Genomic DNA, 23,560 nt, shown 5'->3' on the forward strand with positions numbered 1-23,560 from the left:
ATTAAAACTTCAACGTCAACCCCACCAGAAAATTAGTTCCTGCTTGAGGGTAATAATACACATATCCACCACCATAATCGGCTCCATTGGAAATATAATCTACATTAAAAATATTATTGACCAAGGCTGTAATCGCAATAGATTTAAAAATTGATTTGGTCGCAATTTCATAAGTGGCATTCAAATCATTTACAAAATAATCCTTCAATTTGCCACTGGCATCGTCAAGATTGTTCATATATTGTTCGCTGACGTATTTAGATAACAAACTCAATCGAACGGCGGGAATTGGCAAAAAAGTGAACATATTTCCGGCAATAAAATCAGGTGAATACGCAATATTGGTATTGCCCAAATTGGTTAAACTGCCATTTACATCCGAAATAAAATCGACATTCTTGTTGCTGCTAAAGGTAAAATTGGGCTGCAATAGCCATTTTTCAGAAAGTTGAATTACCGCTTCAACCTCAAATCCCAATCGGTAACTGTCGCCACTGTTCTGACGAATCGGATTACCCACATTATCGAGCTCTCCCGTTAAAACCAATTGATCTTTGTAACCCATATAGTAGACATTAGAGTTGAGTTGAATTTTTTCTGACTTGAACCTCCAACCCAATTCATAGTCATTGAGCTTTTCAGGTTTTGGATTTCCGTTTTGATAATCTGACCTATTTGGCTCTCTATTGGCTCTGGCATACGATAAATACAATTTGTTTTTTGTGTTTATATCATAATTCAAACCCGCTTTAGGATTGAAAAAATTGAAATTATCATTGACCACTCCCGTTTCAATACTAGCGGTCTTGTAGTGTACATTTCGGACTTGTAAATCGCCAAATAAGCTTATTTTACTTGAAATCTGATAGTTGGCTTTTGCAAAAACAGTACCGTCGGCTTTAGTCGAATAACTCGAATCATAAATAGCACCCGGCTGACTATTGGAAGGAAATTGCGCCCAAAGAATTTGGTCAAAATGATCGCCTTCGTATTTATTATATCCTCCACCGAATATGAAATCTAATTTTTCAGCTTTATAATTAGCAGAAAATGTCGTACCGTAGAAATCGTTATCCAACCATTTTCTGCGAGTATAATCTGTCGAAGTTATGGTTTTTCCGTCGACGGTAATTGGATCTAATCCCAGAAAAGTAAACTGTGAATCATCGGCATAATAAACATTTGTATATTTCCAATCATCAACAAATTCTTCATAATATCCTTTCCCTTTGGTGTAATGCAAAGCTAGATTTGTACTCCAATGGTTGGCGATTTTTTCGTTCCAATGCAATTGATAGTGGTCTTGATTGTAATTATCGACTTGGTTATTATAAAACCCTTCGAAAACGCCATTACTATCGAATTTCTCTCCTACTGAATTATAGGTTCTATCCGTTGCCAAGGTAGCGGCATCGATTCCGTTCCAAGATTGATAAGTACGTTCTTGGCCTCCAAAAACTAGGGCTTTTATTAAAGTCGTTTTGCCCACATAGGTTCCTTGTAGGAAATACGATTTCAAATTGGAACTCGCTCTATCAACATAACCATCCGATTTTAGCGTAGACAGACGCCCTGCCAGCTCAAAATGATCGTTCATAAGGCCAGTACTGAATTTTACGGTATTTTTATTGGTGTTAAAACTCCCAAATGAAGTCGAAATTTCGCCTGTGCTTTTCACGGCATAATTATCTGTTAGCATATTCAAACTGGCTCCAAAAGCGCCCGCTCCATTGGTCGAAGTTCCTACACCGCGTTGCAATTGAATACTTTCTAGTGAAGAGGCAAAATCAGGCATATTGACCCAATAGGTTCCGTGACTTTCGGAGTCATTGTAGGGTATTCCGTTGATAGTTACGTTTACACGGGTGGCATCGCTACCACGAACCCGGATTCCGGTGTATCCCACCCCGTTTCCAGCATCAGAGGTAGTAACAACTGAGGGTAAATAGTTCATCAAAACCGGGATATCTTGCCCCAAATTGCGAGGTGCAATCTCTTTTTTGGTTAAATTACTAAAACTTACTGGCGTTTTTGTGGTGACTCGAACCGCCGAAACTAGGACTTCATCGAGTTGACTTACTTTGGTGGTGTCTTTTTGTTTTTCTTGTGAGAAAGAAAAAATAGAAAATAGAAAATAGAAAATAGAAAATAGACGAATTAACAAGAAATTAGAAGGTTTCGTCTTTGTACTTTGTGCATAAAATAAATGGTTCATCCGTAAATAGTTTTACGAATAAAAGGGGGAATTATTCTTTTGTTAAATTAAAAAATGATTTGTTCAGATTTTTCGAATGACGTGCACTTCATCTTGAAATCTATTTCCCTTAACAGCATTACCTGTTCAGGTTCGTTGGGTATAATCTCAGCTCGTAATTTAGAGCACCCCTTTGAGACGGTTGCAAATATAGACAAAATTTTAATTGTTAAACAATTTTGAAAAAAATCACGGAAAAAGATTGTAAATATTTTTTCTATGCGTAATCAAAATGAAATCGATTGTTTCATTTTCAATTTCAACACCAATTCTATAATCGCCAATTTTTATGCGATAATAATTTTTGTATCCTTTTAATTTTTTGAGGTTAGGAATTTCTGAAATATTTTTTGCCATTTCGCATTTTTCAATTGCTTTTGAAGTATTTTTTAATGCAATTGCGTTTCCAATCTTATCTAAACTTTTACTAAAACTTTTGTCAAAAGTTACAATCATTTTTTGTTTAGTTTTTCAAAAACTTCATTTCTTGAAACTTTTTCCCCTGTTTTTTCATTTAAAATCATCGCTCCAAGAAAATAATCCTCCTGTTGTTCAGCACTTAAAATTCTTCCTTCTTCTCCAAGTTTTTTGACTAACTCTAAAATAAATTTAGCGTTACTAGAGTTTTTGGTGTTTATAAGTAATGTTTCCATTTTTATCAAATTTGCAAAACAAATGTACAATAAATAATTATTTGTTTGAAGTTCCAAGCTTAAAGTTTAAAGTTTTTGAAACAATTAATAATCTGGTTTCCTGCGCGATTTCTTTATCTCGGATAGATTCATTTTGTCCTTGATTCTTTTTCGAATAACTGATTTAGGGACTTTTGTGGCTTTCCTAATTTTTGGAACTACGAGTCCAGCAGTGATTATATCCAAAAAACGTTTTATTACAATTGCCTTGTTTTTAAGTTGGCTTCGGTCTTCGTCACAATTCAAAATCAATATTTGTTCGGATGTTAATCTCGAAAAAAGTTTAGTTTCCAACAAGGCTTTCTCCTCTTCTGACAAGGCTTGGGAATTTTTCAAATCGAAAGACAGTACTACTTTCGAGGAAACTTTATTCACGTTTTGTCCACCAGCTCCACTACTGCGCACGGCTTTGAATTCTAACTCGGATATGATTTTTTCGGTTTCCAAAATTATTGTGGTTGATGCGGTTCCTTCAGCAAATCGTTGACGGTTTTTACGGGATTAAATGTAATTAAAGGGACTTCAACAAAAACACTAATCCATTTTGCCATCGCACCATTCCATAATCCTGGTAATTCATAGCTCTTTAAAGGCTTTCCGTCTTTGTTTTTTTTCACAATAAAACCGCTATTGGCATCGACAAAATCTAATAAATCAAACTTAATCCCCTTGTAATTCTTGATGCCGCAAACCAAATCAACAGGATTAAAATGGGTGGAACGAGAAAAAATTGTGGCTTGTTCTACATTTTTCAAGTCTATTTGCGAGGTTTCGATAATTTGTAAAGAAACAGTGCCTTTTTGATTTCGAATCCAGAACGGACCTCCACCGGTATCACCTTCGTTTCTCACCATCCCACAAATTCTAATGGGCCTTTCCAACATTTTTTTGATATATTGTTTCTGATATTCTAAGGTGTATTTAAAAACTTTTTTGGACACTTTACTGTTTAATCGGGTCTTGGCAAATGCAACAATTTCTTTCACATCAATTTCTTGGCCCTCATCGATAGCGCGCAAATAATCGAAAATCTGTTGTTGCAATTCTATCATAATTCCAGCCAATCCCTTTTTATATAAAGTATTAATCTCGACATGACTTTGAATAACATTATCGATGTTTTTGACAAAGATCACATCCCCTTCCAGATTATTCAAATTTTCAATCAAGGCTCCGTGTCCTCCCGGCCTAAAAAGTAATTTTCCGCTTGCTTCGCGAAAAGGTCGGTTCGAATCGTCAACAGCAAGGACATCGGTGGCTTTATTTTGATACGAAAAACTAACCTCTATTTGAGTTTGAGTTTCTGTTTCGACTTTTCTTTTTACATTTTCAATGACCTTTTCAAAACCAGTTTGATGCGCTTCGGTCACAGTAAAGTGCAAATTTGAATGACCGTACGCACTCGAATACCTGGTACATTCATACAAATGTTCCTCGATAGGCGTGGCTATATGCTGTTTGTACTTATGAAAAGGGAGTGTCGCCTTGGGCTGGTTCGCATAATTAAAATACTCGGTCGAAAGCATCATTTTAATAAAATAGAAATTTTTCGTTTCTCTATCTAAAGTATTAAAATTAGAATGTACTTCTTTTAATTTTGAGGATATCTCTTCAAAAAAAGGAAATTTATCTAATCCAACTATAAAAACGGGCAATTCAGCAGCTTTTTTTCTATTGATATACGCATTAATACTCTCCTTCTCGAAATCAAATTCATTCAGAAACTCGTTCAAAAATTGAAACATTCTGCTTGCAGCACCTGAAGCGGGCACGAATTTTATTAATTTCAAATTCGTTTTGTTGGCATCAAAAAATTGCGCTTTTTGATTAATCTCCTGATCTGAATATTTTACAATACCACTAGAAACTAGCGCTGGTTTGACCAAAACTGCTTTGGCAATGCCATTTTCGTAATAATCAATTTGTCTGAATATCTTTTTTAATGGGATACCATGTTCTCTTACTTGAAGAAAATCTGCCGAGGTAAACCCAAGTTTTTTTGCTTTTTCTAGTTCTTCAAGAATGCCGATTGCTTTTTTTAAACGAGACTCTTTATCGCCACTAAGAACAATAAATGGTTTTTTGTTAGCGATCAATGATTGTTTGAAAGCCTTAAAAACAGCGGCTCTACCTTCGGGTTTATCTCTCAAATCGTCTTTTTCCCAAGGGACATCAATATCGGTTAGAAAAAATAGATCGTATTCGTGTTTTCGTGCGGCTTTGTCCAGCAGTGGATCGCAATAATTATAATAAACTTCTGAAAAAACTTTGGTCACCATTAAATTGGTATCACAAAAAAGGAAAGATTTTGCTTTTGAAAGACTTTCGTTTTCTAGTTGTGTTTGACCAAAAGCAATGGGAAGCATATCGCTTAGTTCGCATATTTTTCTGGTCGTATCCCATTTTTTTTGAAGATAATCACGCGCAAACTCAGGAACCCAAGCGGTTTCAAAATGCTCAGCGAGTTGAATTGCTAGAGTAGTTTTTCCAGTAGATTCTGGACCGAAAAGGGCTATTTTTATTATTTCTGAATCTCCAATATTTCGGACTTGTTTAAGATTTTTTTCCATTCTAAATAACCATATATAGCAATAATTGTAAAAATTAAAAACTGAAAACTAGTAAATGTATATCCTTTTGCAAAATACAAAGGAATGGAAATAATATCGCCAATGATCCAAAAAATCCAATTTTCGATTTTTCGTTTTGCCATCAGCCACATCCCGACAAAAAATAGTCCAGTCAAAAAAGTATCGATATAGGAATACCAATTTGTAAATTTATCAAAATAAAGATATACAATACTAACGAAAATGATTGTTAACACAAAAATAAAGACTGCAGCCATTTTTTCTTTATTGGTCATTGTAGCAATAGGAAACTCGACCGCATTCCCTTTTTTACGTGTCCAATGATACCAACCATAAATACTCATTATAAAATAGTACACATTTATCATTGAATCACCCAAAAGCTCCCATTGCCAAAGCAAATAAGCATAAATTGATGTGCTAATTAAGCCTGTTGGAAATACCAAAATATTATCTTTCTTGGCGAACCAAACACTGATTAAACCGAAGATTGCTCCCGTAATTTCGAGCGCAATATCGATAGTTTCGTAGGTTTTGTATTGAGAAAAAAAATATTCGATCATTTAATTTTCATTTTCGGTAGAGACGTTGCAGTGCAACGTCTCTATAATGTGTATAGATATTGCAATGCAATGCCTTTATAATGTGTATGGATATTGCACTGCAACGTCTTTATAATGTGTTTAGATATTGCAGTGCAACGTCTCTATAATGTGTATAGATATTGCAATGCAATGCCTTTATAATGTGTTTAGACGTTGCAGTGCAACGTCTCTACGTTTTTTGATTAAAAAAATTAACATCCTTTTCGAACGCTGTTCCAATAACCACCAAATCAGCTCCTGCATAATAGGCATTTTGAATTCCTTGCAAATCTACAATTCCACCGCCTACAATTAATGGAATATTGATGTTTTGAGATACTTTTTTAATCATTTCCATAGGAACGGCGTTTTTCGCTCCACTTCCAGCCTCGAGATAAATGAGTTTGTTGCCTAACATTTCGCCGGCTTGGGCAGTTGCCAATGCTAAATCAAAATTATTTCTGTCTAAAGGTTTCGTTTGACTCACGCGTTCTACGGCAGTTTGGGTTCCACTTGAAATGAGAATATATCCAGTGGAAATAATTTCGAGATTGGTATTTTTTAAGATTGGAGCTGCTTTGACTTGGTGTTCGATTAAAAAATCAGGATTTCTGCCCGAAATTAATGAAAGAAACAAAATAGCATCGGCTTGGTTTGAAATCTGCGATGGATTTCCAGGAAAAAGAACAATCGGCAAGGCCTCCTGCGAGAACTGCCTTATTTGTAGAATCAATTCGTCGATTATATTGTTGTGTACTACGCTGCCGCCAATGAAGATGTGGGTTGCGGGTGATTGATTGATTTTTTCTACCAAAACTGGAACCGTATTCAAATCGATTTTATCGGGATCGAGAAGAATGGCGAGCAATTTCTCGTTATTGGCTTTTGATTTTAGAATGTTGTTGTAGATGTTTGTCATTATTGGCGCACAGATAAAACGGATTTTTACAGATTGGCTCGGATTAATTTTTAATTTTCAAAGGCATACACTAAAGTAAATTTCTCGAATTCTTCAAAGTAAATGGAGAATACTTGTTTTATATTTTCGAATTCAAGAATTGCGGTTGTTTTTTGGTCGCCGATTTCAAATGAATTGACTTGAATATGGTCTTTGAAAGAAATTCCTTTTTCGTTTCGGATTTTGAAGATTGCCTCTTTGGCTCCCCATTTTACCGTCAATTTTTTGATATAATCTTCGGCATCAAAACGTCTTAGGCGATTCAATTCAATTTTGTTTACGAATTTATCGGCAATCCGAATGATTTTTTCTCTTTGCATTTCGATGTCGATGCCTACGGTTTCATCGCTGATAATAATCGCCGAAAAATGATGCGAATGTGTGATGGAAACGTGTTTTCCATCATTGAAATAAGGTTTTCCAAATTGGTCGTAATGCAATTCGAAATCTGTATAACCAACTTCCTGCAAAAGCAAACGCACACTCAAAAAAGCCCGTCGGTGCATTTCGGATTTCATTGCGTTTAATCGAAGTTGGGTTTTTTCTTTCAGCACTACATTGCCCAATAATTCCTCTAGGGATTCGGTGATTTCCCAAACTAGGATTTGAGTTGTGGAATTATAGTTAATCGTTTTATAAAGTGGCATAGTGACAACGAAATTTCATAGCCCTGATGGAAACGGCATCCTTTGTTGCCGGTGTTCGGCAACAAAGATATAGTGTACAGCAGGATTAGCTCCTTAAAAAAATAAATTATTTCATTAAAATTCAAAAGATTAGGCTATTAAACATTTCATAAATGTTCCCGAATGCTTTTTAAATTCTAAAGTTATTGCGTAAATTTGCAAAAAATTTTACAATTACAAATATACTATAAATGAGTACAACGACTATGCCTTATGTGGCTTTCAAAGTAAAAGACATTTCTCTAGCGGCTTGGGGAAGAAAAGAAATTGAATTAGCCGAAGCTGAAATGCCAGGTTTGATGGCACTTCGTGCAGAATACAAAGACGAACAACCGCTTAAAGGTGCTCGTATTGCTGGATGTTTACATATGACGATTCAAACTGCAGTTTTGATTGAAACACTAATCGCTCTTGGCGCTGAAGTGACTTGGTCTTCTTGCAACATTTTCTCCACTCAAGATCAGGCTGCTGCTGCGATTGCTGCTGCTGGAATTCAAGTTTATGCTTGGAAAGGTCTTGACGAAGAATCTTTTGATTGGTGTATCGAACAAACATTGTTCTTTGGCGAAGACAGAAAACCATTGAATATGATTTTGGATGACGGTGGCGATTTGACTAATATGGTGATTGATCGTTACCCAGAATTGGTTTCTGGAATCAAAGGATTGTCTGAAGAAACTACTACTGGTGTTCACAGATTATACGAAAGAGTAAAAGCGGGAACTTTACCAATGCCAGCTATCAACGTGAATGACTCAGTTACTAAATCTAAATTTGACAACAAATACGGTTGTAAAGAATCTGCAGTTGATGCCGTTCGTCGTGCTACCGATATTATGTTGGCAGGAAAAAGAGTTGTGGTTTGTGGTTACGGTGATGTTGGAAAAGGAACTGCTGCTTCTTTTAGAGGTGCTGGATCCATTGTAACGGTTACCGAAATTGACCCGATTTGTGCTTTGCAAGCTGCAATGGACGGTTATGAAGTAAAAAAATTAGATACAGTTGTAGGTAATGCGGATATCATCATCACTACAACTGGAAATAAAGACATCGTTTTGGGTTCTCATTTCGAACAAATGAAAGACAAAACTATCGTTTGTAACATCGGACATTTTGATAACGAAATTGATATGGCTTGGTTGAACAAAAACCACGGTGCTTCAAAAATCGAAATCAAACCACAAGTGGACAAATATACAATTGCTGGAAAAGACATTATCATTTTGGCCGAAGGTCGTTTGGTAAACCTGGGTTGTGCTACAGGTCACCCAAGTTTTGTAATGAGTAACTCATTTACCAACCAAACTCTAGCTCAAATCGAACTGTGGAAAAACAGCGCGGCTTACAACAATGAAGTATATATGCTACCAAAACACTTAGATGAAAAAGTAGCGATGTTGCACTTAGCTAAACTAGGCGTTGAACTAGAAACTTTGCGTTCTGATCAAGCCGATTATATTGGTGTAAAGGTTGAAGGACCTTTTAAACCGGAGTATTACAGGTATTAACTGTCATTCCCGCGCAGGCGGGAATCTCCTCTTATAATTTTAGAACCCTTGCAGTCCCGAAGTTTCGGGATGTGAGGGTTTTTTTTGAATTATTTTTTTTTAAAATAAATTGCCTTTACGACTTCCCGTAAAGTTATTAAAAATCTAGAAGTTATATTTGTAGAAATTTAATGTACTTTAGCAGAAGTATAGTATTACAGACACCTATTAGGAATCTCAGCTGCCAATTTAATGCCACCTTTATGAGAAAATTTATTTATATCTTTATCTTTTTAATTTTGCTAATTATTATAATTTCGACACTTGTTCTAAATGAATATCTTTCTTCGGATAATGTTTCTAAAATCATTGAAGTTATAAATGTAACCCAAGTCTTTATATCTGTTTATATCGCATATTTACTCTATGATCGTTTCGGTACAAGTAAAAAAATCCTTGATAAACAAAATGATATTGTAATTGAATATTTAGAAGAATTAAAAAAAATAAAACTATTTATGTATATTTTTACTGAAGAAAGAACCGTCATTCTTAAACCAATTTATGCAAGTAAAAGAATTAAATATTTAGTTGATGATAATTCAAAAAATAAAAGAATAATGGTTAAATCGGGTTTTTATTACGGTAAAACCAACCGATTAAATGAAATTATTAACCACCCTCTTTTTCCAATTGATATCAAAAATGAACTTAATATTTTTACATATCGAAATCTCACTAGAGATTTTGATTTTGATCAAAAAAAATGTGTTTTTCTGTCTTTTGAAGAAGAAACTGATTTAAGTAAAAATAACTTTAATGAAAACAACTGGATGATTCTTGACGATGATAACTCCTTAACAATTAAAGAATATTTTCGTAAAATAGAGAACCTAATTAAAACTGTTGAGAAATGGGTTAATAAGGAATCATCAATAAAAATTAGATTAAATTTTGAATAAAATTGAATCAAATAAATTTTATAAGGGATAAGCAATTGTGTTTTCAATGTCAGATTTAAAGTTTATTTTATATCTTTCAAGTTTTACGAGAATACTTTTCTCCACCTTCTTTAAGCTGGCGTTATGCTAAAGTTTGACACAACTAAAAATAAAATAACAACTAAAAATAAAATAATATGACATTTGAAGAAGCTTCATATCTAAAAAACGAAATTGGAGAAACAAAAACTATAGAAGACAAAACATATAAAGTGTTTATTGTTCCTTCAAACGAAAAAGATTTTACTAATTATTTAGTAGATTTTAGAACCACAAAATTTAATGATAATTCTTCTAAGTTATATTCAAAAAATTCAGAATTTAAAGTCTATGCAATTTGGTCATACAATTCTAATTTTTTAATAAAAGAGTTAAAGCTTTGATCTAAATAACTATACGAAATTCGTAGTTTTTGTTTCACTTTCAAAATTGTCATTTTTTTTTAATAATGTTGATGATTTTTAAGTTCATTATTAATCTTTTTCTATCATAATTTTAAATTTTCATTCCATTAAAGTAATGGAATAATTAATTTCATAAATCTTTACTCTATGAAAAAAATGTTCTTTATTTTTATTATTTCAAATATTTCTTTTGCTCAAAATACTCTAAATTTTAACGATTTAATATTATTGAGAAAATGTGATTTATCAACATTAGATGGCTTTTTACAAAATAAAGGATTAAAAAAAACATCAAAAGTTGATGGAGGTTCAACAGAATTTACAGTATATAAATGGTCTGATAATGAAAACCTTTGCTCATTTGAATATAAAACTCAAAAATATTGGGATGAAAACACAAAAAAATATATTGACTTAGAAGTGAGAAATTATTACACAAATTCCCAAGAAAATTATGATTATATAATTTATCAAATGGAAAAACAAAAAGGTTTTACTACTAATGGGATATTGAAAAAAAGTTTTGAAGGCTTCTATTTTTTAATGTATAGGAATGATGACGACTATCCATTTTTTTCACCTATTATTGGGCAAAAAAATGATGCGTTTGGGAAACCTCAATTTCAAATTAGCCTATAAGACTAGGAAAAACGAAACCAACTATGCAGATTTATCTCACAACTGTCCAAAGCATACCAACTTCATAAACATAAAACCCCAAAACTCCTATCTCCCAAAAGTCTAGGATTTTTTTTAAACAATCAAGCTCCCACCAACAAACTCAAAATATTTTAAATACAGGTATTTCAATTGATTACTTATCCAAATGACTACACTTTCTGTAAACATAACAGACATTTCTCAGATTGCCATCATCAAAAAAATTTTGAAGGCATTTGATGTAGAAGTAATTGAACAAAATAAAGAAATTACGAATCCCGAAATAATCGAAAGGTTAGAAAAACATCATAAAAACTTTCAAGATTTTGCGTACAGAGAAGAAAACTACACCAAAGTAGATTCCAAAAATATATTGCAATTCTAAATTAATCTACCTCATCTCTTCCAGCAAAACCAAAATTTTCTCTTTTAAATCAGGAAGATTTATTTTGATGACATCCCAAATGGTCAAATCATCTATACCAAAATATTCGTGAATGACAAGGTTTCGAAGACCAATAATTCTTGCCCAAGGGATAGAAGAATTATCGTTTAAAATCTTTTCAGACAGTCGGTTACTAGCTTCTCCAATTATTTCGAGTTGACGTAAACTAGCGTTAAACATCATCGAGTTTTTTACAAAATGATCAAAATCCACATCTTGTATATAGTTTTCTATTTCATTTATAGCATCTACGATGTGATGCAAGCGAACAGTATCGCCTAATCTATCTTGCATAAATTAGTTTTTTTTCTTTATCCAAAATAGGCTGAATGTATTTTGAGAGTCCTCGGGCCGAAACTAAATCTATTTTTTTAGACAGTAATTTTTGCAAATCCAATTGCATTTGAATGAATTCTAAACCAATGGGCTGGCTGTAATCTAGTTCTACCAATAAATCAATATCACTGTCTTTGTTTTCACTTCCTCTTCCGTACGAACCAAAGAGATAGGCTTTCAAAACGGGTTGCTTTGAAAAAAAATCCTTTATAATATTGATTTGAGAAGTAGTTAGACTCATGTTTTTAGTTGGTTTTTACAAATTTAATTAAAAATTCAAAACAAATAACAAATTGATTTTCTCCTCCCTCTCATCTAAAGTTTATTTTTACGTAAATTAGCCATTACTTAAAAAATGATAACTATTTTATTTCAATCATAAAAAAACAAAATATGAAAGCGAAAAGCATTTTAGAAACCATCGGAAACACACCTGTGGTTCAAATCAACAAGTTGTTTGGAAACAGCAAAGAAATTTGGATTAAATTAGAAAAATCAAATCCCGGAAACAGCATCAAAGATAGAATTGCTTTAGCAATGATAGAAGATGCCGAAAGCAAAGGTTTACTGAATGCCGACAGCGTAATTATCGAACCAACATCTGGAAATACAGGAATTGGTTTAGCTTTAGTTGCTGCGGTCAAAGGATACAAAGTGATTTTGGTAATGCCAGAATCAATGAGTGTAGAACGCAGAAAATTAATGGAAATTTACGGAGCCGAATTTGTGCTTACGCCTCGCGAGAAAGGGATGAAAGGGGCAATCGAAAAAGCTGCCGAATTAGTTTTAGAAACACCCAATGCTTGGTCACCAAAACAATTTGACAATCCAGCCAATGTTGAAGTTCACGAAAGAACTACTGCTCAAGAAATTCTTGCCGATTTCCCAGGTGGTTTAGATTATATCATCACAGGTGTTGGAACTGGCGGACACATCACGGGTGTTGCAAAAGTGCTGAAAGCTAAATTTCCTAATTTGAAAGTAATTGCAGTTGAACCCGAATTGTCTCCCGTATTGAGTGGTGGAACTCCCGGACCTCATCCTTTGCAAGGCATTGGAGCTGGGTTTATTCCAGCCAACTATCACGGTCAATACATTGACGAAGTAATACAAGTCAGCAAAGACGATGCTTTTGCATTCGCCAAAAAAATTGCAAAAGAGGAGGGAATTCTTGTCGGAATTTCGACTGGCGCCTCATTAGCAGCCGTTGCCAAAAAGCTAGAGACGATTCCTGATGGAGCGGTTGTACTTACTTTCAACTACGATACTGGCGAAAGATACTTATCAATCGAAGGGTTGTTTTAACCTTTACAAAGCTTACAGCCTTTGAAAGCCTAGAAGCTTTTAGATTGCAGCTTTTTTTAAAACAAAAAAACCCGCTTCTGACGAAACGGGTTTTTGAATACATGGAGAAAATTAATTATGCTTCAACTTCGAATGGAAGGATTGATACATAAGATTTATTATCTCTTTTCTTTTGGAACTGAACAACTCCATCTACTCTTGCGTGTAGGGTGTGATCTTTACTAATGTAAACGTTTTCACCTGGATTATGTTTTGAACCTCTTTGTCTTACGATGATGTTCCCTGCAATAGCAGCTTGTCCACCAAAAATCTTAACACCTAAACGTTTCGATTCTGATTCTCTACCATTCTTGGAACTACCGACACCTTTCTTGTGAGCCATGACGTACTAGTTTTATATTGTTATTATTCTTGTGTCTCTTCTTTTTTAGCTTTTGGAGCCTTTTTTACTTTTGGAGCTTCTACTTCTTCAGCAGCTACTTCAACAGTTTCTTTTTTAGCAGCGGCTTTTTTAGGAGCTGATACTGAAATACCTTCGATTACAATTTGGGTAAGATACTGACGGTGACCGTTTCTCTTTTTGTAACCTTTTCTTCTTTTCTTTTTGAAAACGATTACTTTATCTCCTTTTAAGTGTTGTAACACTTTGGCTTCTACTGAAGCTCCTTCTATAGCTGGGGCGCCTATCGTGATTGATCCGTTGTCGTCTAACAAATACACTTTATCGAAAGAAACTTTTGTTCCTTCTTCATTTGCCAAACGGTGAACGTAAACCTTTAGGTCTTTGCTAACTTTGAATTGTTGCCCTGCTATCTCTACGATTGCATACATAACAAATTGTTTTATAAATTTTTAAGGCTGCAAATATACAAAGAAATATTTATTCTGCAATTAGTTCCTATAAAAAAATAGTTGAATTGGGTAAACTGCTGTTTTTAAGCAGTTTTGCCCACAGCAAACCCTGTATTTTCACTCAACAATTGTTAAATTTTGTATAAAGCAGAAAAAAAATGTCTTCACGCTCAAGAAAAAAGTATTTTTGATGTAACGAAAAACAGCTTTCGATTACCAACTGCAAACAATAAAATTTATTAATCCTTATGAAAAAATCAATAATGGCGTTAAGTGCTGCACTATTGCTGGGAGGAATTGCCTCGGCACAGAAAGTAGATTTTGAAGAATATACTTTAGATAACGGATTACACGTTATTTTGCACAACGATTCTTCCGCTCCGGCGGTCGTAACTTCGGTAATGTATCATGTAGGTGCAAAAGACGAAAACCCCGAAAGAACAGGATTCGCACACTTTTTTGAACATTTACTTTTCGAGGGGACTAAAAATATTAAACGCGGCGAATGGATGAAAAAAGTATCGTCAAATGGAGGCATAAACAACGCCAACACTACAGATGACAGAACGTACTATTACGAAGTATTCCCATCGAACAATCTAGAATTAGGGCTTTGGATGGAATCGGAAAGAATGTTGCATCCTGTCATTAATCAGATTGGAGTCGATACTCAAAATGAGGTTATTAAAGAAGAAAAGCGGACGCGTTTTGACAATCAACCTTATGGTAACTGGCAAACTGAGGTCAAGAAAAATATGTTTATTAATCATCCGTATCGATGGTCACCTATTGGCTCAATGGAACACCTAGACGCAGCAAAATTAGAAGAATTTCAAGCCTTTTTCAAAAAATTCTATGTTCCTAAAAATGCTGTTTTAGTCGTTGCAGGTCAAATTGACATTGCTCAAGCCAAAGAATGGATAAAAAAATATTTTGGTGCTATTCCAAGTGGCGAAGTTGTGAAAAAACAAATTTTTACCGAAGAACCCATAACAAAGACTATAAAAGCTACTTACCAAGACCCAAATATTCAAATTCCAGCAGTTATAACCGCATACAGAACCCCATCGATGAAAACTAGAGATGCTAGGGTTTTGGATTTAATTTCTTCCTATTTAAGTGGCGGAAAAAGTTCAAAATTGTACAAGAAAATCGTCGACGAGAAGAAAATGGCATTAGAAATTGCTGCTTTTGGCTTAAGTCAAGAAGACTATGGCACGTATATGATCCTTGGATTACCAATGGCTCCATATACATTGACAGACCTATTAAAAGAAATGGATGAGGAAATTGTTAAAATTCAAACCGATCTGATTTCCGAAAAAGATTATCAAAAACTACAAAACACTTTTGACAATCAATTTGTAAATGCGAATTCTAACCTTGAAGGAATTGCTGAAAACTTAGCAAAATATTATATGCTTTACGGAGACATCAATTTGATTAATTCAGAGATTGAATTATACCATTCTATAACCCGAGAAGAAATTCGGGAAGTAGCCAAAAAGTATTTAAATCCAAATCAGCGATTGATTTTAGACTACGTTCCTTCAACTGATAAAGCTAAAAACTAAGACATCCCTATCATGAAAAATACAAGTATATTATTATTCATTCTGTTCATAACCGGAATTATGCAAGCACAAGACCGTCCGCAACCAAAACCTGGAAAAGCGCCAGTGGTAAACATCAAAAAACCACAAACCTTTGTCCTTTCAAACGGTTTGAAAGTAATGGTTGTCGAAGACCACAAATTGCCTAGAGTAACCTATAATCTTACTTTAGATAATGCCCCATTTGTAGAAGGTAAAATAAAAGGTATCGACCAAATTACCAGCAGTTTAATCGGAAATGGCTCTAAAAAAACATCCAAAGACGTTTTTAACGAAGAGATAGACTTTTTAGGTGCGAATGTCAACTTTAGCGCAAGTGGAGCTTATGCAAGTTCTCTTTCTAAATATGCCGATCGAATCCTAGAATTAATGGCAGAAGGCGCCTTAAATCCTAATTTTACACAAGTAGAATTTGATAAAGAAAAAGCTAAAATGCTTGAAGCCCTTAAGACTCAAGAAAAGAGTGTTACAGCAATTTCCAATAGAGTTACTAGTGCTTTAGCCTTTGGAAAAAATCATCCATTTGGTGAATTTGTAACAGCAGAAACAATCAATAACATAACACTTCCTGACGTTGAAGCTAATTATCGCAATTATTTTGTTCCTGAAAATGCGTATCTAGTTATCATTGGAGATGTAAAATACAATAAAATAAAACCTTTTGTTGAAAAATTATTTGGTAAATGGGAAAAAAGAAGCACTCCAAAAACGACCTATCCTTCGCCAAAAAATGTTGAATTTACTCAAATAAATTTTATAGACATGCCCGCTGCTGTGCAATCTGAAATTGCCCTAGTAAATACTATAAATTTAAAAATGAGCGATCCTGATTTCTTTTCATCTGCAATTGCAACGTACATTCTTGGTGGCGGAGGAGAGAGTTATTTATTCCAAAATTTAAGAGAAAAACATGGTTGGACTTATGGCGCCTATGCAGAAATTGGATCTGGAAAATATGATTCGAAAGTGATATCAACAGCAGCTGTTAGAAATATGGTTACTGACAGTTCAGTAATTGAATTTATTAATGAAATCAAAAAAATTAGAACCGAAAAAGTTACCGAACAAGCGCTAAATGACGTCAAAGCACGATACATTGGTCGTTTTGTAATGCAAGTTCAAAAACCTCAAACTATTGCTCGATATGCTTTAAACATTGAAACCGAAGATCTTCCAGCAGACTTTTATGAGAATTACATCAAAAACATAAATGCCGTAACTCCCGAGCAGGTGCAGCTTGCCGCCAATAAATATTTCCTAGTCGACAACACTCGAATTGTAATCACAGGTAAAGGCTCAGATGTGATTCCAGGCCTGGAAAAACTAAAAATTCCAATATTTTATTTTGACAAATACGGAAATCCTATAGAAAAACCCGTTGCTAAAAAAGAAATTCCAGCAGGTCTAACAGCCAAAACCGTTTTGGATAATTACATCAAAGCTATTGGTGGCGAAAAAGCAGTTGCTTCTGTAAAAACAATTGCAATGGCCGGATCTACAACAATTCCGCAAGCGCCATCACCGTTGACATTTACCAATAAAATTGATGCAAAAGGCAAAATTAAAGTTGAAATTGCAATGGGACCAATGAGTTTGATGAAACAAGTAGTGAACGAAAAAGGAGCTTATGTGGAGCAACAAGGACAACGAAAAAACGTTGAAGGAGATGCTTTAGCTGAAATGAAAGCTAGTGCAACACCATTTGAAGAATTACAACTTGCCAAGAAAACTGGACTTGCAATTAGCGGCATTGAAACCATCAACGGAAATGATGCTTATGCAATTCCAAACGGAAAAACAACGATGTATTATGATACCAAATCAGGACTCAAAGTTGCTGAAGCCAAGACAGTGGAGCAAGGCGCAAATAAAATGACTCAAATGACTACCTACTTAGATTACAGGGAAGTAAAAGGTGTAAAAGTTCCTTTCAATATCATCCAAAATGTCGGTTTCGAATTGGATATAAAAATGTCCGAAATAAAAATCAATGAAGGAGTATCTGACGCTGATTTCCAATAGAAGTTGGGAGTCGGAAGACAGAAGTTAGAAATTAGTACAGCGAAAACCTCTTGATTTCTCAAGAGGTTTTTGTTTTTTATAATTGTTTAAAATCTGAAATCTGCATGCATGAAATCTGCCAATCTGCAACCTGAAAACTACTTCTTAGCCGACAAATAAACCCCAGCCAAAATAATAAAAGCTCCTAAAAACTGCACTGGAGTCAGCATTTCCTTATCTAATAATCCCCAAGAAAAAGCAACTATTGGAATTAAATACGTTACCGAAGTGGCAAAAACAGGCGATGAAATTTGTATTGTTTTAAAGAAAAGTATATTGGCAATTCCCGTTCCCACAACACCTAAAATCATAATAAACAATACCGAATGCTGAACACTTTCGACCGCTATTAGATCGAAAAAACCAGAGAAAAACAAAATCGCTAAAGCAGGAAACAACAAAACCGAAAAATTACCGGTACTAATACTCAGCGGACTCAAATCGGATAAATATTTATTGATTAAATTGACATTCGTTGCATAACAAATCGAGGCTATAATAACCAAAATTGCATAATAATAATTTTGCTCCGGATGATGAATAGCTCCGTTTATAATTAACAAAAATGTTCCTATTAATCCAATAATCACCCCCAAAATCTGAGCCCTTTTAAAACTCAAACCAAAAGCCAACCCGCCTAAAATCATGGTATTTAAAGGCGTAAGCGAATTCAGAATTGCACTGACAGAACTGTCGATTTGAGTTTGCGCAATTGCAAAAAGAAAAGCCGGAACAAAAGTGCCCAACATAGCCGTCAAAGCGATATATTTCCACTGATGTAGCGGAATTTTACATAGACTTTTGAATCCAATTAGCAACAAAAAAATGGCTGCAAAAATAATCCGCAACGAACCTAATTGCAAAGGCGTCAACCCCACTAAACCTCTCTTAATCAAGATAAAAGAACTCCCCCAAATTAAGGCAAGCGTTATCAGGTACACCCATTTCAACTGTTTCGAATTCATAAACTAAATTTTGGCTCAAAATTGTAATTATTTTATGAATTACCGGCACTTTTTTTAGTAAATTTGTTTACTAAAATTGAATTTTTAAATATTTAAACCCCAATAAAAATGAATGTAATCAAATCCATATCAGCAATGCTACTTGCAAGCCTTTTATTTGTGGGTTGTAAAGAAAAATCAACTGAAGCCGTTTCAGATGCAGCAACTGGAACAGCAGCACCAAAAGTGAAAAAAGAAATTGCCGTCGCAAACTTACAAACAGCAAGTTTCACCATCAAAGGCATGACTTGTGCCATAGGATGTGCCAAAACCATTCAGGAAGAATTAAATGGCCTTGAGGGTGTTCAAAATGCTACAGTAGATTTTGATAAAGAATTGGCCACTGTTTCTTTTGACAAAACAGTACTAAACCCTGAAAAATTAACTAAAGTTGTCGAAGCCGTCGCCGACGGCAAAACATATAAAGTTTCTAATATGAAATTGTAAAACGAAACCTTAAGTTAGTTTTATAAAGAAAGCTTCTCGATGGAGAAGCTTTTTTATTTTGATGACTGCAAATTTAAATTTTAGTACTATGAGTTAGTTGGATGTTTTTTTGCTAAAAAATGTTCGATTAAATAATGACCTAAATAAACCATAGGCGTCATACCGATGGCTATAATCAACTTTACAAAATAACCAGTAAAGGCAGAAGTTATATAAACGTCGGTGGTCATAATTCCTGTTGCCCAGAAGGCAATACCGAGAACGATAAAACTATCGAACAACTGAGAAATCACTGTAGAACCGGTACTTCTGAGCCAAATCATTTTATTTCCCGTTTTGTTTTTAAGAAAATGAAAAATAGTAACATCGATAAGTTGTGAAACTAAAAAAGCGGTTATACTCCCCACAATAATCCATTGACTTTGACCAAAAACGGCAAAAAATTGAGCGTCACTCACTGTACTGATTCCGGTAGCAGCTGGAATTCGTATCGCAAAATACAGCAGGATAAAACAATACCCAATCAAACTTGCGGTAATTAAGGAAAGTTTACGCACTCCTTTTTCGCCAAAATATTCATTGATTAAGTCGGTTGTTACAAAAACTACTGGCCAAGGTAGAATTCCAATACTCATCACCGCCGAACCTACATGAATAAGCTTTCCCCCTATCAATTCCGCAACAACAGCATTGGTAATGAATATACCGGCCAGAATAACGTACACAATATCTTTTTTGGACTCGAACATAAAAATTGATTTGAAATCAAAAGTAGTATTTTTTGAAATAGTAAGTTTAAAAAAATTATTACTACTTATCACTACTAATTCAAATTAACAGTATCAGGCAATACGAGACAATCTCGCCATTTTGCCAAACTTTTTTCTAACCCTATTGCAGCTTGAAAACAATTAGTTCAGTGACTTCCACCAACATCCAAAAACTGCTTTAATTCTTTGTGGGAATAGTATCGATTTGCTGTCCAACAGCATTTTTAAACACATTCAAATTCCAAGAATCTCTCCATGTGATTGAGATTTTTCCCTCAAGGAAATCAATAGGTAGCCAAATGTACCTGCCTGTAATAGGTTTATCGGGTTGCCAAATATCAAACATAGCTATAAAACTATCCTCATTACCTTGGACAGGCAAAATAAATGTTGACTGTGAGCCAAAGTTTTTCTCAACCCCAAGATTATCTAAAGGATTATAACCAGCACAAGGATTGCCTTGGTTTGTCCATTCGCCAAGTATGTTTTTAGCCGTATAATATCGTGCTGGGTTGGGTTTCCAACCCGTTGAACCAGAACCCAACAGATGATAAACTCCGTTTCTTTTTATGACCGCCGGAGCTTCAGTATGGGCTTCAATACCTCTGCAAATGGTGTATTTACTTTCGGGATAATAGTAGTCACTATCCATCTTGGCAATGACAAAAGCTTTGTCAGGTTTGCGAACTGTTAAGTGATAAAGACTACCATCATCATCTTTAAACATCGAAAAATCACCTGAACCATTGGGTGAATCAGCGCCATGAAATTTATGATGAAAAATAAATGGTCCCGTCGGTTGATCGGCAACGGCAACTCCTACATTACTTGTTACATACCCCAGGCCGGCTAAGTACAGTTTAAAATAGGCTACAAACTGCTTGTTTTTTTTATTGTAAACGACTTTCGGCCTTTCGAGAATACATCCATAAGAAAGATCGCTTTTTGAATTTTTATAATCTACGCTTAAAACCAAACCCTCATCTTTCCAGTTGATTAAATCAGCAGATGAATAGCAATGTATGCCGCCATCGGCAAACTGCGCTTCCGATTTCCCTTCCAGCTTGTGCTCTCCATACCAATAATAGGTGTTATTATGAAAAAGAATACCGCCACCGTGCGCATTTATGGGGGTTCCGTTATTGTCTAACCAAACTTGAGCTGGTTTAAAATTGGTTTGCTGCGCTTGCATTACACTAGAAAAATAGATCAGCAACGCCACAATTAAAATTCGTTTCATATTTTTTGGAAGGTATTATTTTTAAAAATAGTATATAAAATCCGTAAATAACAGCACCATTTTAAAACTTAGTTGAACTTGAAATGCTGTACATACTAATTGTTTTCCAAGCTATTAGGACGTCTAAAGCAATTACGCTTTCTTCAGTTGTTAAGTCTTAATGGTTTAAAATGTTTGAAAATTTCTATCTTAATCGCTTGGACCTTACTTACAAGAACTAATGGCACCATTTATTTAAATACGGGCTCAGCCAGCGTAATTTCTAGCAATGTGGCAGCTGAATTTAAGCTGTAATCCACTCCCGCTATGGTTATGGTTTTGTTTTTATTTTTGGTCCACAGCAATTCTTTTCCGTCGTAAAGGTTAATCACTTTCGTTACTTTTTTATTAGCTAGCGACTGGGTTGTAAAAGTTCCCGATTTAAAATCACGGTATCCTTCATAAATGTGACAATAGATTTTATTGCCTTTGAAGGTAAAGCCATACTCCCCAAATAGTGGTTGCCACGGACCGCCGCGAGTACCATAAATTCCATCACCGACCTTTGACAGCCATTTACCTGTTTGAAAAAGCACCTCTTGCTGATTTTGTGGTATAACACCTTCTCGGTCTGGTGCAACATTCAACAGTAAATTGATGTTTCTAACCACACAGTTTGATAAAAAAACGGCTACCTCTTCAAAACTGAAAACTTTTCCATTGGGTCTGTATCCCCAACCCCCTTTTTGAAGACTTAAACATTTTTCGCCATATTGCTCGTATCGAATATCACCAGAAGTGGCGCTACCTCCTTCTTCAGCATGAACATCACCCACCCAAGAGAAACGTTCATTAACCACCAAATCAGGTTGAAATTTACGCACCAAGCCCATAATACCCAATGGCTTATTAGTGCCTTCTTCTTTGGTAATAAACTTTTCATTAATAGGCCACTCATTATTGGGATTTTGATATTTTCCCGGATCCCAAAAGGCGAGTTCCACCTCACGATTTACCGTTTGGCTTAACCAACCACCATCCCAAAACATATAATCTATTTTTCCATAATCATTAAAAAGTGTTGTAACCTGCTCATACACTTCCTCTTTCATATCTTTGGCATCGGCTTTATGCCAAGCAGCTGTCTTATAGCCCCATACATTAGGCTTACAATCTTTTCCAGTTACATCATAATAGCCCGGATAACGCCAACTCATCGGAGAATAATACAATCCTACGTGTAGTCCCGATGCTCGTACAGCATCGGTGTATTCTTTTACTAAATCACGTCCAAGGTCTTTTTTGCTAGTCCAGCTCGAAGGATGTTTACTGTCAAAAAGTGCAAAACCATCGTGATGACGAGAAGTCATTGCCATATATTTCATCCCCGCTTTTTTTGCAATATCAGCCCATTGCGAAGCATCAAATTTAGCGGCAGTAAAGCCTTTTTTTGGATCCCGCGCCCTTCTTTGATAATATTCCTGACCCCAGGCTTCTGTATGTCTTACCCATTCTGAACCCTCGGGCATGGCAGCGTAAACGCCCCAATGAATAAACATACCGAACTTATCATCGAGAAACCATTTCATTTTTTCATTAGGCAATTGCGAAACGCCCACATCCTCTTTTAATATTCTTTCCGGAATCTTCACAAACTCTTGAATCTTAGGCGCAGGAGCTTCCCCTAAATAAGTTAATTCGATTTGATCGGCGAAACCACTTCCATTGCCTGTAGGATGTATAAAAGAAATCAACAGATTGTCCGACGAAAAGGCTGTTTGAAAATCAAGACTTACCTTAGTGTATGCAGTCAAAGCACTAGAAACAGATAGCGAAGCACCACCATAATCACTGATCTTAAGCTGAATTTCTTCAGCTCCCGAGTCGGTTTTTACAAAAGCGGAAATTCGATAAAGACTATTGGGTTTTACTTTGACCTCCTGTACTCCAAAAGCTCTTTCAGGACCAACTTGCAAGGCATATTTGCCAGAATAGGCGTCCTTAGATATACTACAAAATTTGGTTCTCCAATGCTTCCAACCCGTCAAATCACCCGTTTCAAAATCTGAATTGGTCAAAGGTTTTAATTCTGAAGCAGCTTTTGAAGCTGTGGTTTGAGCATCCAAATTTGCGGGAATGGCTAATAGGGTAAAGCAACACAAACACCGATACAGTACATTTTTTCTCATCG

The 23,560-nt window shown here is 35.1% G+C and carries 25 protein-coding genes; 9 read left to right on the top strand and 16 right to left on the bottom strand.

The annotated features are described in order from the left end of the window. Position 1: 1 nt before the first annotated feature. The 8 genes from E1750_RS09145 to E1750_RS09180 form a co-directional block, all read right to left on the bottom strand. Entirely contained in the window at positions 2-2,215 is a 2,214-nt protein-coding gene (locus E1750_RS09145; protein ID WP_133276483.1) for a TonB-dependent receptor, read from the bottom strand. A gap of 228 nt (positions 2,216-2,443) precedes the next feature. Next, positions 2,444-2,710: a type II toxin-antitoxin system RelE family toxin gene (locus E1750_RS09150; protein ID WP_133276484.1), complete on the bottom strand. Its 267-nt coding sequence runs from the start codon at positions 2,708-2,710 to the stop codon at positions 2,444-2,446. Beyond that, a complete protein-coding gene (locus E1750_RS09155) occupies positions 2,707-2,907 on the bottom strand; it encodes a hypothetical protein (protein WP_133276485.1) in 201 nt (66 codons plus the stop codon). Before E1750_RS09155 ends, E1750_RS09150 begins: the two co-directional genes overlap by 4 nt. Before the next feature lie 84 nt (positions 2,908-2,991). Further along, on the bottom strand, positions 2,992-3,393 hold the full coding sequence (arfB, locus tag E1750_RS09160) for an alternative ribosome rescue aminoacyl-tRNA hydrolase ArfB (RefSeq protein WP_133276486.1): 402 nt from the start codon (positions 3,391-3,393) through the stop codon (positions 2,992-2,994). Positions 3,394-3,395: 2 nt separating this feature from the next. Continuing rightward, positions 3,396-5,516, bottom strand: a complete 2,121-nt coding sequence (locus E1750_RS09165) for a DUF4301 family protein (RefSeq protein ID WP_133276487.1) — start codon at positions 5,514-5,516, stop codon at positions 3,396-3,398. Then, on the bottom strand, positions 5,468-6,100 hold the full coding sequence (gene pnuC, locus E1750_RS09170; RefSeq protein ID WP_133276488.1) for a nicotinamide riboside transporter PnuC: 633 nt from the start codon (positions 6,098-6,100) through the stop codon (positions 5,468-5,470). Before pnuC ends, E1750_RS09165 begins: the two co-directional genes overlap by 49 nt. 211 nt (positions 6,101-6,311) lie before the next feature. Then, on the bottom strand, positions 6,312-7,040 hold the full coding sequence (locus E1750_RS09175) for a geranylgeranylglyceryl/heptaprenylglyceryl phosphate synthase (RefSeq protein ID WP_133276489.1): 729 nt from the start codon (positions 7,038-7,040) through the stop codon (positions 6,312-6,314). A 50-nt stretch (positions 7,041-7,090) separates the two neighbouring features. Further along, a complete protein-coding gene (locus tag E1750_RS09180; RefSeq protein ID WP_133276490.1) occupies positions 7,091-7,726 on the bottom strand; it encodes a 4'-phosphopantetheinyl transferase family protein in 636 nt (211 codons plus the stop codon). Between the two features lie 230 nt (positions 7,727-7,956). Between E1750_RS09180 and ahcY the strand changes: the two genes are divergently transcribed. The 5 genes from ahcY (at position 7,957) to E1750_RS09205 (ending at position 11,702) form a co-directional block, all read left to right on the top strand. Beyond that, positions 7,957-9,273 carry an adenosylhomocysteinase gene (gene ahcY, locus E1750_RS09185; RefSeq protein WP_133276491.1) on the top strand — a complete coding sequence of 439 codons (1,317 nt, stop codon included), beginning with the start codon at positions 7,957-7,959 and terminating at the stop codon, positions 9,271-9,273. 242 nt (positions 9,274-9,515) lie between these two features. Further along, a complete protein-coding gene (locus E1750_RS09190) occupies positions 9,516-10,214 on the top strand; it encodes a hypothetical protein (RefSeq protein WP_133276492.1) in 699 nt (232 codons plus the stop codon). 176 nt (positions 10,215-10,390) lie between these two features. Next, the gene (locus E1750_RS09195; protein ID WP_133276493.1) at positions 10,391-10,636 is read left to right on the top strand and encodes a hypothetical protein; all 246 of its coding nucleotides are present in this window, start codon (positions 10,391-10,393) and stop codon (positions 10,634-10,636) included. Between the two features lie 168 nt (positions 10,637-10,804). Further along, positions 10,805-11,296, top strand: coding sequence for a hypothetical protein (locus tag E1750_RS09200; RefSeq protein WP_133276494.1), 492 nt, complete (start codon positions 10,805-10,807; stop codon positions 11,294-11,296). A gap of 187 nt (positions 11,297-11,483) precedes the next feature. Next, positions 11,484-11,702, top strand: a complete 219-nt coding sequence (locus tag E1750_RS09205; RefSeq protein WP_133276495.1) for a hypothetical protein — start codon at positions 11,484-11,486, stop codon at positions 11,700-11,702. A gap of 6 nt (positions 11,703-11,708) precedes the next feature. Here the strand turns inward: E1750_RS09205 and E1750_RS09210 are convergent, their stop codons facing one another. Together E1750_RS09210 and E1750_RS09215 are read right to left on the bottom strand one after the other, a co-directional pair. Continuing rightward, positions 11,709-12,056 carry a HepT-like ribonuclease domain-containing protein gene (locus E1750_RS09210; protein WP_133276496.1) on the bottom strand — a complete coding sequence of 116 codons (348 nt, stop codon included), beginning with the start codon at positions 12,054-12,056 and terminating at the stop codon, positions 11,709-11,711. Continuing rightward, positions 12,046-12,339, bottom strand: a complete 294-nt coding sequence (locus E1750_RS09215; RefSeq protein WP_133276497.1) for a nucleotidyltransferase family protein — start codon at positions 12,337-12,339, stop codon at positions 12,046-12,048. The genes E1750_RS09210 and E1750_RS09215 overlap by 11 nt, the downstream gene beginning before the upstream one ends. Before the next feature lie 152 nt (positions 12,340-12,491). Between E1750_RS09215 and cysK the strand changes: the two genes are divergently transcribed. Beyond that, positions 12,492-13,403 carry a cysteine synthase A gene (cysK, locus tag E1750_RS09220; protein WP_133276498.1) on the top strand — a complete coding sequence of 304 codons (912 nt, stop codon included), beginning with the start codon at positions 12,492-12,494 and terminating at the stop codon, positions 13,401-13,403. 115 nt (positions 13,404-13,518) lie between these two features. On the opposite strand, the gene rpmA is transcribed toward cysK, so the two are convergent. Both rpmA and rplU read right to left on the bottom strand, forming a co-directional pair. Continuing rightward, positions 13,519-13,785, bottom strand: a complete 267-nt coding sequence (gene rpmA, locus E1750_RS09225) for a 50S ribosomal protein L27 (protein WP_133276499.1) — start codon at positions 13,783-13,785, stop codon at positions 13,519-13,521. A gap of 23 nt (positions 13,786-13,808) precedes the next feature. Further along, the gene (gene rplU / locus E1750_RS09230; RefSeq protein ID WP_103806943.1) at positions 13,809-14,234 is read right to left on the bottom strand and encodes a 50S ribosomal protein L21; all 426 of its coding nucleotides are present in this window, start codon (positions 14,232-14,234) and stop codon (positions 13,809-13,811) included. Positions 14,235-14,503: 269 nt separating this feature from the next. Between rplU and E1750_RS09235 the strand changes: the two genes are divergently transcribed. Together E1750_RS09235 and E1750_RS09240 are read left to right on the top strand one after the other, a co-directional pair. Then, positions 14,504-15,829 (top strand): M16 family metallopeptidase, encoded by a 1,326-nt coding sequence (locus tag E1750_RS09235; protein ID WP_133276500.1) that lies wholly within the window; start codon positions 14,504-14,506, stop codon positions 15,827-15,829. A gap of 12 nt (positions 15,830-15,841) precedes the next feature. Continuing rightward, positions 15,842-17,890: a M16 family metallopeptidase gene (locus tag E1750_RS09240; protein ID WP_227873865.1), complete on the top strand. Its 2,049-nt coding sequence runs from the start codon at positions 15,842-15,844 to the stop codon at positions 17,888-17,890. A gap of 137 nt (positions 17,891-18,027) precedes the next feature. Here the strand turns inward: E1750_RS09240 and E1750_RS09245 are convergent, their stop codons facing one another. Continuing rightward, positions 18,028-18,894 carry a DMT family transporter gene (locus tag E1750_RS09245; RefSeq protein ID WP_133276501.1) on the bottom strand — a complete coding sequence of 289 codons (867 nt, stop codon included), beginning with the start codon at positions 18,892-18,894 and terminating at the stop codon, positions 18,028-18,030. 108 nt (positions 18,895-19,002) lie between these two features. Here E1750_RS09245 and E1750_RS09250 point away from each other — a divergent pair, with 108 nt between their 5' ends. After that, entirely contained in the window at positions 19,003-19,380 is a 378-nt protein-coding gene (locus tag E1750_RS09250; RefSeq protein WP_133276502.1) for a heavy-metal-associated domain-containing protein, read from the top strand. An 86-nt stretch (positions 19,381-19,466) separates the two neighbouring features. Here E1750_RS09250 and E1750_RS09255 read toward each other — a convergent pair whose 3' ends face one another. From E1750_RS09255 to E1750_RS09265, 3 genes are all read right to left on the bottom strand, one after another. Next, complete coding sequence (locus E1750_RS09255) at positions 19,467-20,129, bottom strand: queuosine precursor transporter (protein WP_133276503.1); 663 nt, start codon at positions 20,127-20,129, stop codon at positions 19,467-19,469. A 199-nt stretch (positions 20,130-20,328) separates the two neighbouring features. Further along, on the bottom strand, positions 20,329-21,390 hold the full coding sequence (locus E1750_RS09260; RefSeq protein WP_133276504.1) for a family 43 glycosylhydrolase: 1,062 nt from the start codon (positions 21,388-21,390) through the stop codon (positions 20,329-20,331). 230 nt (positions 21,391-21,620) lie between these two features. After that, on the bottom strand, positions 21,621-23,558 hold the full coding sequence (locus E1750_RS09265; protein WP_133276505.1) for an alpha-L-fucosidase: 1,938 nt from the start codon (positions 23,556-23,558) through the stop codon (positions 21,621-21,623). Between the last annotated feature and the right edge of the window lie 2 nt (positions 23,559-23,560).

It is taken from the genome of Flavobacterium nackdongense, from assembly GCF_004355225.1.
Lineage (GTDB): Bacteria > Bacteroidota > Bacteroidia > Flavobacteriales > Flavobacteriaceae > Flavobacterium > Flavobacterium nackdongense.

Bases quoted from the DNA above. Each gene is read 5' to 3' on its own strand.
- cysK (WP_133276498.1), top strand. From the start codon at position 12,492: ATGAAAGCGAAAAGCATTTTAGAAACCATCGGAAACACACCTGTGGTT.
- ahcY (WP_133276491.1), top strand. From the start codon at position 7,957: ATGAGTACAACGACTATGCCTTATGTGGCTTTCAAAGTAAAAGACATT.
- E1750_RS09265 (WP_133276505.1), bottom strand. From the start codon at position 23,558: ATGAGAAAAAATGTACTGTATCGGTGTTTGTGTTGCTTTACCCTATTA.
- rplU (WP_103806943.1), bottom strand. From the start codon at position 14,234: ATGTATGCAATCGTAGAGATAGCAGGGCAACAATTCAAAGTTAGCAAA.
- pnuC (WP_133276488.1), bottom strand. From the start codon at position 6,100: ATGATCGAATATTTTTTTTCTCAATACAAAACCTACGAAACTATCGAT.
- E1750_RS09175 (WP_133276489.1), bottom strand. From the start codon at position 7,040: ATGACAAACATCTACAACAACATTCTAAAATCAAAAGCCAATAACGAG.
- E1750_RS09260 (WP_133276504.1), bottom strand. From the start codon at position 21,390: ATGAAACGAATTTTAATTGTGGCGTTGCTGATCTATTTTTCTAGTGTA.
- E1750_RS09190 (WP_133276492.1), top strand. From the start codon at position 9,516: ATGAGAAAATTTATTTATATCTTTATCTTTTTAATTTTGCTAATTATT.
- E1750_RS09245 (WP_133276501.1), bottom strand. From the start codon at position 18,894: ATGAATTCGAAACAGTTGAAATGGGTGTACCTGATAACGCTTGCCTTA.
- E1750_RS09200 (WP_133276494.1), top strand. From the start codon at position 10,805: ATGAAAAAAATGTTCTTTATTTTTATTATTTCAAATATTTCTTTTGCT.
- E1750_RS09180 (WP_133276490.1), bottom strand. From the start codon at position 7,726: ATGCCACTTTATAAAACGATTAACTATAATTCCACAACTCAAATCCTA.
- E1750_RS09210 (WP_133276496.1), bottom strand. From the start codon at position 12,056: ATGCAAGATAGATTAGGCGATACTGTTCGCTTGCATCACATCGTAGAT.
- E1750_RS09145 (WP_133276483.1), bottom strand. From the start codon at position 2,215: ATGAACCATTTATTTTATGCACAAAGTACAAAGACGAAACCTTCTAAT.
- E1750_RS09240 (WP_227873865.1), top strand. From the start codon at position 15,842: ATGAAAAATACAAGTATATTATTATTCATTCTGTTCATAACCGGAATT.
- E1750_RS09255 (WP_133276503.1), bottom strand. From the start codon at position 20,129: ATGTTCGAGTCCAAAAAAGATATTGTGTACGTTATTCTGGCCGGTATA.
- rpmA (WP_133276499.1), bottom strand. From the start codon at position 13,785: ATGGCTCACAAGAAAGGTGTCGGTAGTTCCAAGAATGGTAGAGAATCA.
- E1750_RS09205 (WP_133276495.1), top strand. From the start codon at position 11,484: ATGACTACACTTTCTGTAAACATAACAGACATTTCTCAGATTGCCATC.
- E1750_RS09155 (WP_133276485.1), bottom strand. From the start codon at position 2,907: ATGGAAACATTACTTATAAACACCAAAAACTCTAGTAACGCTAAATTT.
- E1750_RS09165 (WP_133276487.1), bottom strand. From the start codon at position 5,516: ATGGAAAAAAATCTTAAACAAGTCCGAAATATTGGAGATTCAGAAATA.
- E1750_RS09150 (WP_133276484.1), bottom strand. From the start codon at position 2,710: ATGATTGTAACTTTTGACAAAAGTTTTAGTAAAAGTTTAGATAAGATT.
- E1750_RS09235 (WP_133276500.1), top strand. From the start codon at position 14,504: ATGAAAAAATCAATAATGGCGTTAAGTGCTGCACTATTGCTGGGAGGA.
- E1750_RS09195 (WP_133276493.1), top strand. From the start codon at position 10,391: ATGACATTTGAAGAAGCTTCATATCTAAAAAACGAAATTGGAGAAACA.
- E1750_RS09215 (WP_133276497.1), bottom strand. From the start codon at position 12,339: ATGAGTCTAACTACTTCTCAAATCAATATTATAAAGGATTTTTTTTCA.
- E1750_RS09250 (WP_133276502.1), top strand. From the start codon at position 19,003: ATGAATGTAATCAAATCCATATCAGCAATGCTACTTGCAAGCCTTTTA.